Here is a 14,943-nt window from a genome sequence, read left to right on the forward strand (position 1 = left end):
GCTCGACTTGCATGTATTAGGCACGCCGCCAGCGTTCATCCTGAGCCAGGATCAAACTCTCCAATAAAGTTTGTCTAGCATCATAAATAAAAATTGACGTTTCACGTTGTTCGTTTCGTTTAGTTTTCAAAGTTCAACATCGCATTTCAGCGACTTTTATAATATAACATCTTTTATTCAGCTCGTCAACTTCTTTTTTTATTTTGTCGTTGACGACGCTTATTAATTTACCATATTAATAACCATTAGGTCAATACTTTTTTTACTTTATTACATGCCAAAATAAATTATCCTGGCATGATATACAATTTAATAATAACTAAAGCAAAGATACCCGGTATTCCTAACAAGCTAGAAACAGAAGCTGTACCAACATTAATTGGGAGATGAAAATCGAAATACGTCCCGATTACATTCACAATAAATAACAAAGCAACCCCTATGATTACTCTCGCAACTACTTTTCCAATAAAACGTATCGGTTTCAATGAAGCACCAAAAATCAACAAAATAAAGACTAAAGTAAGAATACTTACAATAACGAGTGTAGAATTCATTTTCTCCCTCCTCAAATACAATCCATACACTTTATTAGTATGGGACAAGGGATAAAAAAAGAACTTTCAATTTTGGGCAACACCCTACCAAAGAAAACACCTCCGTTACGGAAGTATGATCAATAGCTAGAAACAAAAAAAGAAGATAACCATATAGTAAACGGCTATCTTCTTTTATTTTTTCAAGAACTTTTCTACTGTTCTCATTATATTCTACAAGTCTTTTACCATTGTTCCATTTTTACAGGACGACGTTTCGCCTCTTTTAATAAGAAAAAATATTTTGCCTCTGCTATTTTTAAAGAACAAATTACATCTTGGGATGGCTCGACACTTTGTTCTACCATCCGTTTTTGACGTAACCATTCATTCTTCACTTTTTCTAACAGTACAATTAATTTATCATCATATTCTTTGCGCAACTTTCCCTTTTTTTGAAAAAACATTTCTGGTTCTCCTTTTATACTTCTCTACGACCTTCAAGAGCCTTAGATAAAGTCACTTCATCTGCATACTCTAAATCTCCACCTACCGGGAGACCATGGGCAATACGTGTTACTTTTATACCAGTTGGTTTTAAAAGACGAGAAATGTACATGGCTGTAGCTTCTCCTTCAATATTTGGGTTTGTCGCTAAAATAACTTCTTGTACTGTTTCATCCTGTAATCTCTTTAAAAGTTGCGGAATATTAATGTCCTCAGGTCCAATTCCTTCCATTGGAGAAATCGCACCACGTAACACGTGATACACTCCTTGATATTCTTTCATTTTTTCCATTGCAATGACATCCTTTGGTTCCTGTACAACACAAACAACCGATTGATCACGATGAGAGTCATCACAAATATAACAAGGGTCACGGTCCGTAATGTGACCACAAACAGAACAATATGTTAAATTTCTCTTTGCATTCACAAGTGATTTCGCAAAATCTAATACATCATCTTCCTTCATGTCTAGCACGAAGAATGCCAAACGAACGGCTGTCTTTGGTCCGATCCCCGGCAGTTTCATAAAGCTATCAATAAGCTTTGATATGGGTTCTGGATAATGCATATGTCAATATCCTCCTACTAGAACATTCCGCCTGGTAAGTTTAATCCTTTTGTAAATTGACCCATTGTAGCATTAGAAAGTTCTTCTGCTTTTTTTAGTGCATCATTTGTTGCAGCTAATACAAGGTCTTGTAACATTTCAATATCTTCTGGATCTACAACTTCTTCTTTTATTTTTACATCAAGGATTTGTTTATGTCCATTTGCAATAACTGTCACCATACCGCCGCCAGCTGTACCTTCAACTTGTTTTTCACCAAGTTCCTCTTGTGCTTTCGCCATTTGTTTTTGCATTTTTTGCATTTGTTTCATCATATTATTCATATTTCCCATTCCGCCACGCATCATAATAAATTCCTCCTAAATATTCTTATTCTTTTATTTCAATCAGTTGTTGCCCTACTAATTTTACAGCCTCTTCTATGAGAGGATCCACTCTTTGTTCCTTCGATTCGTCTGAGTTTCCGCCTTCACGTTGTAAAAATTCTTCACGGATTTTCCCCCAATGATCTTTCGGAATTGCAATCATATTTAATCGTTTACCGACCAACTCAAACAGAATCTGTTCTACGGTATCCATCGCTTCACGGTTCTCACTCGCCATTTTACAATGAATCTCATACTGGAAGGCTAAGACATATGAATCATCAGAAGCTGCAACTGGTTCACTATTTTCTAATAACACAGCAAATGCTACTTTGTTGTAAGATTTCAGTCTCCCTAGTAACTCGCCCCATATAGACTTTAGTTGCTCTAAATCTTGACGTTTCGCTTGCTTTAATACTTCATGTACACGGCCAACAGGAATTTTCATACTTCCTGTTCGCACTGGTTTTGGTGCTGCACGAGTTTCTCTTACCTCCTGCTGGACACCAGCAGGAACACCATTCTTTTTCACATCTTCTAGCTCTTTTTCTAGCTGTTGCATTCTGTTTATAATTGCTTGCATGCGGTCAGTTCCATTTGCTTGCACCATAAATTGCTGACAAAGTTGAACCATAACCACCTCTAGGAAAATACGTGGATGATTTGTCCATTTCATTTCCTGTTGCCCCTTGCTAAGCGTATGAATGATTTCATAAATCACTTCAGGCCGCATAGCCTCACTTAACATACGAAACTGATCGTCTACAATGACCCGCTCTAGCATATGTTCTAATTTTGGTGAAGTTTGATATAAGAGCATATCACGGTAATAATAAATAAAGTCTTCCATAAAACGAACAGGATCTTTCCCTTTACTCATCATATCATCAATAATGCGTAACGCTCTCGATACATCATTATCACGTATACACTCTACAAGATTACCTAAATATTGTTGGGAAACAGAACCCGTTACGGCTAAAACATCCTCAGTCGTAACTATTTCATCACTATAAGAAATAGCTTGGTCAATTAAACTAAGCGCGTCACGCATTCCACCTTCAGCAGCACGCGCGACAATTTGCAATGCTTCATTTTCTACCTTTGTACCTTCATTTGTTACAACAGTTTCTAATCTCTCTACGATATCATGAACTGATATTTTTCGAAATTCGAAGCGTTGACACCTTGAAATAATTGTCGGTGGAATTTTATGAGGTTCTGTTGTCGCTAAAATAAAGATAACATGTTGTGGAGGTTCTTCTAATGTTTTCAAAAGTGCATTAAAAGCTCCCATAGAAAGCATGTGAACTTCATCAATAATGTATACTTTATATTTCACTGCACTTGGGGCATATTTTACCTTATCTCTAATATCTCGAATTTCATCTACACCGTTATTTGAAGCCGCATCAATTTCTAATACATCCGAAATAGATCCTTGTGTAATGCCTAAGCATGCAGGACATTCATTACAAGGTTCAGCTACTGGGGCATGCTCACAGTTAATCGCCTTAGCAAATACTTTTGCAATTGTTGTTTTACCTGTTCCCCTAGGACCAGAAAACAAATAAGCATGCGAAGCTTTTTCTTGAAGAAGGGCATTTTGCAACGTTTTTGTTACGTGCTTTTGACCGACTACATCTGCAAACTTTTGCGGTCTCCATGTTCGGTATAACGCTTGGTATGACACGAAAATACGGCCTCCCTCAAAGGTTATTATCTTGTATATTATAACCCATTCTGTTTATAGATTCCAAAAGTTATTTTTTATACAAAAAACCCACCTTTTATAAAAAAGATGGGTTCCATATACATATGTAACTGCCGCGCACCTTCTGTCGATTACGTACCATAAGCGTTACTCAAGCAGTTAGCTCGGTTCAGGCACTCCTACGGCACACGAGAGAACCCGCTTATTGCTGCTTCCTTCCGGACCTGACAAGGTTCACGGGGTCCCGTTGCGCAGGACCCAAACGTCAACACCACTTACTTAAGGCAGGCCTTACAGTAACATAACCTCGAGAAGGGATTCGGCCTCGCTAGAGCGGATTGCGAGTACAGGGCACCGCTACCTCCCCGCTTAGCACGGCAAAGTTAAAACCAATATTCGGTTGCCTTAAATAAGGCACTATCAGTATAACTTGTTTTTTTATAAAATGCAAATGTGTTAAAAACTCATTTTGTTATCGGTTTTTTTCTGTTCTTTTCTTTTTCTACGAAGTTCTCTAAAGAAGCTGGTTAATAGCGCTCCGCACTCTTCCTCCATTACACCTGAGACAACTTCACATTGATGATTAAAACGTTCATCTGTTAAAAGATTCATTAAAGTACCAGCACATCCACCTTTTGGATCACTTGCACCATATACTACACGCTTCACACGCGATAAAACAATTCCACCTGCGCACATTGGACATGGCTCCAATGTTACATATAGTGTTGCATGTTCTAAACGCCATGTTCCCAAAGCTTTACAAGCCTTATCTATAGCCAACAACTCCGCATGAGCAATCGACCTTTGTTCTGTCTCCCTTAAGTTATGAGCGCTGCTAATTACTTCGCCATCTAATACAAGTACAGCTCCAATTGGAACTTCCTCCATCTTCTCCGCTTTCTTCGCTTCTTCTATTGCCAGCTTCATAAAATACATATCTTGTTCCATAACACAATCCTCTCTAATCACTATTACAATATAGTCTAATCCAATTCCCATATACATACTGGATAACTTTTAAACATTCAATCCATTCTAAAGGAAAAAAGAAGGATGATTACAAATGAAAAATACGGCTCTACTCATTATTGATATGATTAACGATTTCAATTTCTCGGGCGGTCCTATTTTAGCTAAAAAGTGCGAGATGCTAGCAACATCTATCTTACATTTAAAACAGAGCATGAAAACATTAGGTTACCCGATTATTTATATAAACGATCATTATCAATTGTGGAGATCAGATATTAACCAACTCATTTCTCATTGCACAAATTCATACAGCAAGAACATTATACAAATGATTTCTCCTGAGCCAGATGATTATGTTTTTATTAAACCACATTACTCCGCATTTTATGAAACACCATTAAACTCTTTGTTAGGTTACTTAAAAATTGAAAACCTCATTATCACAGGGGTAGCTGGAAATATATGCATTCTTTTCACGGCTAATGATGCTCATATGAGAAATTACAACCTCTACATACCAGAAGACTGCATCGCTTCTAATTCTGATCAAGATAACATACATGCCTTAAAAATCATGCAAACAATATTAAAGGCAAATATTATGCCTTCGTCTCAATTCAAATTAACGAAACCTCCATTGACTTTCTAACTTTTTATAACAAATTAGTCCTTTCGCTTCCCTCTTATGCTACAATAATCCTGTTTTGTGTTTTTATATAGCAGGAAATTATAGACTGAAAGGAGGAAACAGCGTGACCGAAGTACCATTTATTACGGTTGAAGGGCCAATTGGTGTTGGAAAAACTTCACTAGCGAAGGAAATTTCAACTCACATGCAACTCCACTTACTCAAAGAAATTGTTGATGAAAACCCCTTCTTAGGAAAATTTTATGAGGATATTGAAGAATGGAGTTTTCAAACAGAAATGTTCTTCCTATGTAACAGATATAAACAATTGGAAGACATTAACAAGAAATACTTAAATCAATATAAGCCAGTAGTAGCAGATTATCATATATTTAAAAATTTAATCTTTGCATCTCGTACATTAAAGGATGTTCAATATGAAAAGTACATGCAAATTTATCGTATTCTTACACAGGATATGCCCGTGCCAAATGTCATTGTATACTTAACCGCAAGTCTTGAAACACTGCAAAAAAGAATTGCAATGCGCGGAAGAGAATTTGAAAAAAATATAGATCCAAATTATTTATTACAACTTACTCAAGATTACGAAATAGCAATGGAAGCTTTTCAAAAGGATCATCCAGATATTCCTGTATTGAAATTTAATGGAGATAACATGGATTTCATAAAAAACAATGATGACTTACATATAATTTTATCCACTCTCCAAAATACACTCTCAAAGGGGACGAAATAGCAATGAATTTCAGGCAAAAATACGATATACCCAATGATGCAGTAATTACTATCGCTGGAACTGTCGGTGTAGGAAAATCAACAATGACCACAGCACTTGCTAATGCTTTAAGCTATCGAACATCATTTGAAAAGGTAGATTCAAATCCTTACTTGGACAAATTTTATGATGACTTTACACGTTGGAGTTTTCATTTACAAGTTTATTTCTTAGCAGAGCGATTTAAAGAACAAAAGAAAATTTTTGAATATGGCGGAGGCTTTATCCAAGATCGTTCTATTTATGAAGACACTGGCATTTTCGCGAAGATGCACTATGAAAAAGGGACGATGACAGAAACAGATTATGAAACATACAAAAACCTGTTTGATGCAATGGTAATGACACCTTATTTTCCACATCCAGACCTATTAATTTATTTAGAAGGTTCTTTTGATGACATTGTTGATCGTATTCAAAAAAGAGGACGCCCAATGGAACAACAAACGCCAATTGAATATTGGAAGGAAATGCATGAACGTTACGAAAACTGGATTAATAACTTTAACTCCTGCCCTGTCCTACGTTTAAATATTAATGAATACGATATTCTACAAGATGAAAATTCTATTGAACCAATTATTAAGAAAATCGGACATTTCTTAAACCACACGCGTAAACTTGTAAAATAAAAAACCCGTGCATTTGCACGGGTTTTCCTATTAACTTACTTTTTCCTTTTTGTCGGAGCAATAATTTCACTCTCTGTCTTCCCAGCATTAATACGCTGACGAACCGTACTTGTACTAATATCGTATGCTTCTGCAATCTCTTTAACAGTCATTTCTTTCCCATTAATCATTGCTGTTAATACTTTACCAGTACGCTTTGGAGTTGCTACTTTTTTTGTCGCTTTCTTTGGTGCTTCTTTTTTCACATTACAAGTACAACCACAAAGCTTACGGAATGTTTCATCACTTATAATGCAAGATACATTCGCACCACTATTTAAAATTCTATTGTTCTTACAAACTGGACATTGTACATAGTATAAAGTTTTTCCATCTAAAGGAAATGTTTGTATAATAAGATCCATGTTGACTCCTTTCATATCTATGAAGATAATCATCGGAATATGAGTGTTTCATAAGGCAATATTAACCTTATATCATACTTTATGATTGGTTTTAAAATAAAAACTCGTTACGTGTTGGTAACGAGTTCTCCAATCTCCACTTATATGCGCTGTTGTCAATTATATCTGGAGGAGGTAGAGGGATTCGAACCCCCGCGCGACTCTCGCCGCCTGTCGGTTTTCAAGACCGATCCCTTCAGCCAGACTTGGGTATACCTCCATATTGACATCAAATATAATAACAAAAGAAAAACAGTTAGTCAACCCTACTATTATAAATTATGAGGAAAGGAAAATATCACCTTTCCTTTCCTATTATCACTGACAACAACTGGAATTACCAATCACTCATACCGATGAAAGTATTCATTTATTTAATAACTGTTTTTCCTCCCATATAAGGACGAAGAACTTCTGGAATTATAATTGTACCATCTTCTTGCTGATAATTTTCTAAAATCGCTGCAACTGTACGGCCAATCGCAAGACCTGAGCCATTTAATGTATGAACTGGTTCTGGTTTCGCATTAGGTTCACGACGGAAACGAATATTTGCACGTCTTGCCTGGAATGCTTCGAAATTACTGCAAGAAGAAATTTCACGGTACGTATCATAGCTAGGAAGCCATACTTCGATATCATATTTCTTTGCTGCTGTAAATCCTAAATCTCCCGTACACATACTCATAACACGATATGGCAACTCTAATAATTGTAACACGCGTTCCGCATCATTTGTTAATTTTTCTAATTCTTCATAAGAATCTTCTGGTTTAACAAACTTCACAAGCTCTACTTTATTAAATTGATGTTGACGAATTAAACCGCGTGTATCACGTCCAGCTGAACCTGCCTCAGAACGGAAACAAGAGCTAAATGCAGCATAACGAATCGGCAATTGCTCTGCACTTAAGATTTCATCACGGTGCATATTTGTTACTGGAACTTCAGCTGTAGGGATTAAGAAGTAATCCTCACTTTCGATAAGGAATGCATCTTCTTCAAACTTCGGAAGTTGACCTGTTCCTGTCATACTTGCGCGGTTTACCATGTATGGAGGTAAAACCTCTTCATAACCATGTTCTTCTGTGTGAAGATCAAGCATGAAGCTAATTAAAGCACGTTCTAATCTAGCTCCTGCACCCTTATAAAACACGAAACGACTTCCTGTTACTTTACCTGCGCGTTCAAAATCTACAATACCTAAATCAGTTGCAAGATCCCAATGTGGTTTTGGCTCAAAGTTAAATTCTTTTACTTCTCCCCAAGTACGCGCTACCACGTTATCATCTTCTGTTTCACCAACAGGTGTAGATTCATGTGGGATATTTGGAATAGAAAGCATTAATCCTTCTAAATCCCCTTCTACTTCACGAAGCTCATTATCAAGACCTTTGATTTTTTCTCCTACTTCACGCATCTCTAAAATTAATGCTTCTGCATCTTTCTTTTCGCGCTTTAGCATAGAAATTTGTTGAGACACTTCATTACGTTTACTTTTTAGTTCCTCTGTTTGAACAAGCAACTCTCTTCTTTTTGTATCTAATTCTTCAAAACGCTCAAAATCAGCTAAGTCTTCGCCTCTATGCTGTAATTTTTCTTTTACTTCTTTAAAATTGGCACGTAAAAATTTAATATCAAGCACCTGTAAATTCCTCCTTTTATTTTATAAAATACAAAAACTCCCGTCCCTATAAAAGGGACGGGAGTTAACCCGCGTTGCCACCCTAGTTGAAAACAAATCTGTTTTCCTCTCAAGTAGAAATAACGGCTCTTCACCGGAAATGCTTACTAATCATAAAGATATTCCACATTTCACTCCAGGATGGATTCACAAACCGTTTCTATCGGTTTCCACCAACCACCGACTCTCTGTAAAGAAACACTATTTGTTACTATTTCCTATCAACACGCTAATTTTATAAAATTGTTATCATCAATTTACTATAATCTTACACAAGTTGCAAGTTACTTATACAACTTTCTTTATTTTCGCTTCTTCTACCATATGTACAAAATACGCTGTAACACGATGATCATCTGTTAACTCTGGATGGAAAGAAGCGGCTAAGAATGGCCCTTGTCTCACTGCAACCATTCGACCATTGTGCATAGAAAGAACTTCTACATCATCAGCTATATCAACGACATACGGCGCTCGAATAAATACACCTGTAAAATCTTCTCCTACACCTTTAATCGAAAGTGTAGCTTCGAAGCTATCCTTTTGACGACCAAATGCATTACGTTCTACTGTAATATTCATTGCACCAATATGCGCTTCTTCATAACCAATAAGCTTATTTGCAAGTAAAATCATACCTGCACATGTACCAAACATCGGTTTTCTAGAACTCGCAAATTTACGAAGTGGTTCCATAAAATGATACTTATCAATGAGACGACGCATTGTTGTACTTTCACCACCTGGTAAAATAAGCCCATCAATTTCTTGAAGTTGTTCTATTTGTTTTACAACTACAGCTTCTGCACCGCTTGCTTCGACTGCTTTTACATGCTCTCGAACTGCTCCTTGAAGACCTAACACACCGATTTTCACCATTTTTAAATCCCCTTTAATTACCAACCGCGTTCTTGCATACGTTGTTCTGGTAATAGTGTTGAAATTTCAACGCCCTTCATTGCAGTGCCTAATCCTTTAGAAAGACTTGCAATTAACTCATAATCTTCATAATGTGTTGTCGCTTCAACAATAGCACGTGCAAACTTTTCAGGGTTTTCTGATTTAAAAATACCAGAACCTACGAACACACCATCTGCACCAAGCTGCATCATTAATGCAGCATCTGCTGGCGTTGCTACACCACCTGCTGCAAAGTTTACAACTGGCAGACGACCAAGACGTTTAATTTCAAGTAATACCTCATAAGGAGCACCAGTATTTTTAGCATATGTCATAAGTTCGTCTTCACGAAGATTCGCAACTTGACGGATTTCTGCATTGACTTGACGCATATGACGAACTGCTTCTACGATATTTCCCGTTCCAGGTTCACCTTTTGTACGAAGCATAGACGCACCCTCTGCAATACGCCGCGCAGCTTCTCCAATATCACGACATCCACATACAAATGGAACAGTGTAATCACGTTTATTTAAATGGTATACTTCATCAGCCGGAGTTAACACTTCACTCTCATCAATGTAGTCCACCCCTAATGATTCTAATACACGAGCCTCCACCAGATGACCAATACGGCATTTTGCCATAACTGGAATTGATACAGCCCCCATAACTTCTTCTACAATTGTTGGATCTGCCATACGTGCAACGCCACCTGCTGCACGAATATCTGCAGGAACACGCTCTAACGCCATAACGGCAACTGCACCTGCTTCTTCTGCAATCTTTGCTTGTTCAGCGTTCACTACATCCATAATAACGCCGCCTTTTTGCATTTCTGCCATTCCACGTTTGACACGTTCTGTTCCTGTTACATTTGTCATGTACAAAAACCTCCCTAGATGAATTGCTTCCCCCATTAAAGGCGAAAATTTAGAATACTCTTACATTCTACCACTAACTATTAGAGGCTTGTCCACTACTTTTTCATTAAATCTGTATGAAAAATCAGAAATAAAAAAGCTCCTACTATGAGGAGCTTTTAAAACCAACCTTTTACTGTATCAACAGCACTATTCCATATATCACTAAAGAAGGATCCTATACCACGCATAGAGCGTACAAACCAGTTAGCTTGTTCTACTTCTGATTTTGTTACTAAATTAACATGCAACGATTTTCCAGATAAGAATCCAGGATCACTCGCATCCTTAGGTGATACAACCATTTGTCCTAATGTTGTTCCTTTTTTAATTGGTGCTTCTTTTTCTTTCTCTATATCTTTAAACTCTGTTTTGTAAACATCTTTACTTCCTTTTGGTATTGGAAGTGTAATCGCTTGTTTTGTCTCAACTGCAACATCTTTATCTTTTGCATTTTCGACTCGTACTGTTTCATGTCCTTTTACTGATGATCCTTTTGGATATACTTTTTTCACATCAAAATTGGTAAATCCGTAATCAAAAAGTTTCTTTGTTTCATCAAAGCGTGCTGTATGAGAATTTGTTTTAATAACAACAGAAATTAAACGCATGCCGTTTCTTTCAGCAGTACCTGTAAAACAATCACCAGCTTCTGGAGTAGAACCTGTTTTCAAACCATCTACACCTTCATATTGCTTAACTAAGCCTTTTAACATCCAGTTCCAGTTATCCATCTTAACAGGATATTTTCCACCTTCTTGGAATACCTTCTTCGGAATTTTTGCCGTATCTAACACCTTTGGAAAATCTTGAATTAAATGCTGTGCTAAAATGGCAACCTCTCGCGCCGACATTTTATTTTCCTCATCTGGCGTTGTTCCTTCAGGATGTTGTCCTTTTAGATCTTTGTTTGTTAAACCTGTAGAGTTTACAAATTTATAATTTTTCAATCCAAACTCTTTCGCTTGATCATTCATCATTTTTACGAAGTCTACTTCTTTACCTGCAACCGCCTCAGCTAAAGCAATTGTTGCACCGTTTGCAGAGTAAATTGCCATTGCTTCATACAATTCTTTTACTGTGTAAGAACCACCATTTTCTAATGGAACATTCGATAATGAGCGGTCTTGTGAAATTTTATGTGCATATTCAGAAACTTTTATTTTTTGGTCCCATTTCAGTTTCCCCGTATCCACTGCTTTATGAACTAAATATTCACTCATCATTTTCGTCATACTTGCAATTGCTAACAATTCATCTGCATTTTTTTGATACAAAATTTTCCCAGAATCTGCTTCTACTAAAATTGCTGCGCCTGCTTCAATATTTAAAGCAGAACCTGTTTCCGCTGATGCACTGCTATATGTAACAAACGCGCTAAAGAATAATGTCAGCACTGTTACCATTGCAATGAATCTTTTGCAAAACATACCTGTCACTTCAGTTACCCCCAATATCTCATTGTACTCACATAACCGTTATTCTAACATAATCAAAAAAAAATAGACAGAGATATCAAACCTCTGTCTATTTATATATAAGACATTATAGAGAGTAATTTGGAGCTTCTTTTGTAATTTGTACATGGTGTGGATGACTTTCGCGTAGTCCAGCACCTGACATACGAATAAATTGTGCATTTTCACGTAAGAACTCTAAATCATGTGCTCCGCAATATCCCATTCCTGCACGTAATCCACCAACTAATTGATGAACTGTATCAGCTAAAGGTCCTTTATATGGTACACGGCCTTCAATACCCTCTGGAACAAGTTTTTTATTTCCTTCTTGGAAGTAACGATCTTTACTTCCTTTTTCCATTGCTCCAACAGAACCCATACCACGGTACACTTTAAATTGACGACCTTGATAAATTTCAGTTTCCCCTGGGCTTTCAGCTACACCAGCGAACATGCTACCAAGCATCACAACGTGAGCACCTGCTGCTAAAGCTTTTACCATATCACCAGAATATTTAATACCGCCATCAGCAATAACTGGGATACCATGTTTACGCGCTTCAGTCGCACAATCATATACTGCTGTTAATTGTGGAACACCTACGCCAGCTACAACGCGTGTTGTACAAATTGAACCTGGTCCAATACCAACTTTGATAATATTTGCACCAGCTTCAATCAATGCTCGCGTTGCTTCAGCTGTGGCAACGTTCCCTGCAATAATATTTAATTCTGGGTATTTTGTACGAACCTCTTTTACTTTTTCAAGAACACCTTGTGAATGTCCATGAGCTGTATCAATTACAATTACGTCTACGTTTGCTTTTACTAATGCGTCAATACGAAGCATTGCATCTGCAGTTACACCAACTGCTGCCCCAACTAATAAACGACCTTGTTTATCCTTTGCTGAGTTTGGAAACTCAATTACTTTTTCAATATCTTTAATTGTAATAAGGCCTTTTAACACACCGTTTTGATCAACAAGAGGGAGCTTTTCAATTTTATATTTCTGTAGGATCTTTTCAGCCTCTTCTAGCGTAGTACCGACCGGAGCTGTAATAAGTTGTTCTTTTGTCATCACGTCGGAAATTTTGATAGAGTAATCTTGAATAAAACGCATATCACGGTTTGTAATAATACCAACTAGTTTTTGTTCATCTAAATTATTTACAATTGGTACACCTGAGATGCGATATTTCCCCATTAGATGTTCTGCATCATACACTTGATGCTCTGGAGTTAAAAAGAAAGGATCTGAAATAACGCCGCTTTCAGAACGTTTTACCTTATCAACTTGCTCAGCTTGTTGCTCAATTGACATATTCTTATGGATAATTCCTAATCCACCTTGACGTGCCATTGCAATAGCCATATCAGCTTCTGTTACTGTATCCATCCCTGCGCTAATTAAAGGAATATTTAACTGCAAGCTTTCAGATAGAACCGTTTTAACACTTACTTCTCTTGGTAATACATCTGACTTCGCTGGTACAAGTAATACATCATCAAATGTCAAACCTTCTTTAACAAATTTAGATTCCCACATAATTGTTCCCCCTATGATACCAGAAATTATTATTAGTAGCTTAACAATTGGTTAAAATACTGTCAAGAAAGTGAGTATATGTTAGAATTTTTAGATAATAAAAGGAGCGTAACATATGAATTGTACATCTCAAAATTGGCACCAATTTAGTTTCTTTTTTTCTGCTCAAAATGTACAACGTTATCTTACCCGTTGTTATAAAAAATTACCTATCGAAAATGCTGAAAAGAGGAGCTTTGAAAATTGTTATCCCTTTATTTATTATTTAGAGCATGGGAAAAATTATTATGACCTTTCTCAAACAGCTCCTTGTTCTATTCAGCCGATTTTGTTGTTTTACGGAATGAGTCAGCTCTTTAAAGCGTGCCTATTAACTATCGATCCAAACTATCCTGAATCTACAACTGTCTTAGCTCATGGAGTAACGACAAGAAAGCGAAAGAAACAAAGTTATCAATTTTTAGAAGATGAAGTAAAAATACAAAAAACCGGGCTATTTCCACACCTTGCACAGCAGCTGTTTCACATGGAACAACTGGAAGGAGAAAAATTTAATATGTTCGAATTACTTGTAAAAATCCCTGAATTACAATCTTTATTTCAATTTAGTCAAAAGGGGAAAACATTGTATAAATTGGATACACACAAGAAAGAATATATTACCTTTCCCCCTGCAGTGCTCGATCATTTACATATGACTAAGGAAAGATTTGCTCGTTATATTGAAACGGTTTGTAAACACCTTTCTATGCGCCATGTAAATAGTAAAGAGGATGAAACAAAATTAATATTTTCTGCTCCTATTAAAACATGGAATCCGATACATGTTGCTCCGTTATCTTATAGCCACCATACAGATACTTATTATTGGCCAATCATAAGTGATTTAAGAAGTCCAAAACCATGTTTACCTGAATTGCTTATCCATTATTTACTTCTCTATAATTTAAGTATGATTTCCCGCTATGAGACGGAATGGTGGTATGAGCTTTTAGGAAGCTATGCTTCGGATGATTATCCTTTTATTTATCAATTTTTAAATATATCTACTGAAAAAATCCCTTACTATGTTTCGTTATTTTTATTCAATCAATGTTCATCTATTTCTTAGGAAATAAAAAAAACACGAGTGAATTCACTCGTGTTTTTTTGCTTGGCGACGTCCTACTCTCACAGGGGCAAGGCCCCAACTACCATCGGCGCTAGAGAGCTTAACTTCCGTGTTCGGTATGGGAACGGGTGTGACCTCTCTGCCAT

Annotated in this window: 16 protein-coding genes, 1 tRNA gene, 2 rRNA genes, 1 other RNA gene and 1 other annotated feature; of the genes, 4 read left to right on the forward strand and 16 right to left on the reverse strand. The window is 36.7% G+C overall.

What is annotated here, in order from left to right:
- The 8 genes from MR058_RS22150 to tadA all read right to left on the reverse strand — a co-directional run.
- Positions 1–67, reverse strand: a 16S ribosomal RNA gene (locus tag MR058_RS22150); the annotation flags it as partial.
- Positions 68–287: 220 nt separating this feature from the next.
- Entirely contained in the window at positions 288–557 is a 270-nt protein-coding gene (locus MR058_RS22155; protein ID WP_242145866.1) for a pro-sigmaK processing inhibitor BofA family protein, read from the reverse strand.
- Between the two features lie 224 nt (positions 558–781).
- Positions 782–1,003: a YaaL family protein gene (locus MR058_RS22160; protein WP_000466019.1), complete on the reverse strand. Its 222-nt coding sequence runs from the start codon at positions 1,001–1,003 to the stop codon at positions 782–784.
- A 14-nt stretch (positions 1,004–1,017) separates the two neighbouring features.
- A complete protein-coding gene (recR, locus tag MR058_RS22165; RefSeq protein WP_011983166.1) occupies positions 1,018–1,614 on the reverse strand; it encodes a recombination protein RecR in 597 nt (198 codons plus the stop codon).
- Positions 1,615–1,631: 17 nt separating this feature from the next.
- The gene (locus MR058_RS22170) at positions 1,632–1,958 is read right to left on the reverse strand and encodes a YbaB/EbfC family nucleoid-associated protein (RefSeq protein ID WP_242145877.1); all 327 of its coding nucleotides are present in this window, start codon (positions 1,956–1,958) and stop codon (positions 1,632–1,634) included.
- A gap of 25 nt (positions 1,959–1,983) precedes the next feature.
- On the reverse strand, positions 1,984–3,672 hold the full coding sequence (gene dnaX, locus MR058_RS22175) for a DNA polymerase III subunit gamma/tau (protein ID WP_242145867.1): 1,689 nt from the start codon (positions 3,670–3,672) through the stop codon (positions 1,984–1,986).
- Positions 3,673–3,806: 134 nt separating this feature from the next.
- Positions 3,807–4,071, reverse strand: an RNA gene (gene ffs / locus MR058_RS22180) — signal recognition particle sRNA large type.
- 78 nt (positions 4,072–4,149) lie between these two features.
- Entirely contained in the window at positions 4,150–4,644 is a 495-nt protein-coding gene (tadA, locus tag MR058_RS22185) for a tRNA adenosine(34) deaminase TadA (RefSeq protein WP_242145868.1), read from the reverse strand.
- 115 nt (positions 4,645–4,759) lie between these two features.
- On the opposite strand from tadA, the gene MR058_RS22190 reads away from it, so the two are divergent.
- From MR058_RS22190 to MR058_RS22200, 3 genes are all read left to right on the forward strand, one after another.
- On the forward strand, positions 4,760–5,317 hold the full coding sequence (locus MR058_RS22190; RefSeq protein ID WP_242145869.1) for a cysteine hydrolase family protein: 558 nt from the start codon (positions 4,760–4,762) through the stop codon (positions 5,315–5,317).
- Positions 5,318–5,420: 103 nt separating this feature from the next.
- The gene (locus MR058_RS22195; protein WP_242145870.1) at positions 5,421–6,056 is read left to right on the forward strand and encodes a deoxynucleoside kinase; all 636 of its coding nucleotides are present in this window, start codon (positions 5,421–5,423) and stop codon (positions 6,054–6,056) included.
- A 2-nt stretch (positions 6,057–6,058) separates the two neighbouring features.
- On the forward strand, positions 6,059–6,727 hold the full coding sequence (locus tag MR058_RS22200; protein WP_242145871.1) for a deoxynucleoside kinase: 669 nt from the start codon (positions 6,059–6,061) through the stop codon (positions 6,725–6,727).
- 35 nt (positions 6,728–6,762) lie between these two features.
- Here the strand turns inward: MR058_RS22200 and MR058_RS22205 are convergent, their stop codons facing one another.
- The 7 genes from MR058_RS22205 to guaB all read right to left on the reverse strand — a co-directional run bounded on the left by MR058_RS22205 (position 6,763) and on the right by guaB (position 13,686).
- Positions 6,763–7,131 (reverse strand): sigma factor-like helix-turn-helix DNA-binding protein, encoded by a 369-nt coding sequence (locus MR058_RS22205; protein WP_242145872.1) that lies wholly within the window; start codon positions 7,129–7,131, stop codon positions 6,763–6,765.
- A gap of 166 nt (positions 7,132–7,297) precedes the next feature.
- Positions 7,298–7,390: transfer RNA gene (locus tag MR058_RS22210), tRNA-Ser, on the reverse strand.
- Between the two features lie 150 nt (positions 7,391–7,540).
- The gene (gene serS / locus MR058_RS22215) at positions 7,541–8,815 is read right to left on the reverse strand and encodes a serine--tRNA ligase (RefSeq protein ID WP_242145873.1); all 1,275 of its coding nucleotides are present in this window, start codon (positions 8,813–8,815) and stop codon (positions 7,541–7,543) included.
- Between the two features lie 50 nt (positions 8,816–8,865).
- Positions 8,866–9,088: a binding site (T-box leader), on the reverse strand.
- A 54-nt stretch (positions 9,089–9,142) separates the two neighbouring features.
- The gene (pdxT, locus tag MR058_RS22220; RefSeq protein WP_242145874.1) at positions 9,143–9,733 is read right to left on the reverse strand and encodes a pyridoxal 5'-phosphate synthase glutaminase subunit PdxT; all 591 of its coding nucleotides are present in this window, start codon (positions 9,731–9,733) and stop codon (positions 9,143–9,145) included.
- A 17-nt stretch (positions 9,734–9,750) separates the two neighbouring features.
- Complete coding sequence (gene pdxS, locus MR058_RS22225) at positions 9,751–10,638, reverse strand: pyridoxal 5'-phosphate synthase lyase subunit PdxS (RefSeq protein WP_026593373.1); 888 nt, start codon at positions 10,636–10,638, stop codon at positions 9,751–9,753.
- Positions 10,639–10,796: 158 nt separating this feature from the next.
- Positions 10,797–12,116: a serine hydrolase gene (locus MR058_RS22230; protein WP_313949183.1), complete on the reverse strand. Its 1,320-nt coding sequence runs from the start codon at positions 12,114–12,116 to the stop codon at positions 10,797–10,799.
- Between the two features lie 106 nt (positions 12,117–12,222).
- A complete protein-coding gene (guaB, locus tag MR058_RS22235; protein WP_242145875.1) occupies positions 12,223–13,686 on the reverse strand; it encodes an IMP dehydrogenase in 1,464 nt (487 codons plus the stop codon).
- A 115-nt stretch (positions 13,687–13,801) separates the two neighbouring features.
- Here guaB and MR058_RS22240 point away from each other — a divergent pair, with 115 nt between their 5' ends.
- Positions 13,802–14,797 (forward strand): YaaC family protein, encoded by a 996-nt coding sequence (locus MR058_RS22240; protein ID WP_242145876.1) that lies wholly within the window; start codon positions 13,802–13,804, stop codon positions 14,795–14,797.
- 40 nt (positions 14,798–14,837) lie between these two features.
- Here MR058_RS22240 and rrf read toward each other — a convergent pair.
- Positions 14,838–14,943: ribosomal RNA gene (gene rrf, locus MR058_RS22245) — 5S ribosomal RNA — on the reverse strand; the annotation flags it as partial.

The sequence above is a fragment of the Bacillus cereus group sp. BfR-BA-01430 genome (assembly GCF_022663115.1).
In the GTDB taxonomy this organism is placed as follows: Bacteria; Bacillota; Bacilli; order Bacillales; family Bacillaceae_G; genus Bacillus_A; species Bacillus_A cereus_BD.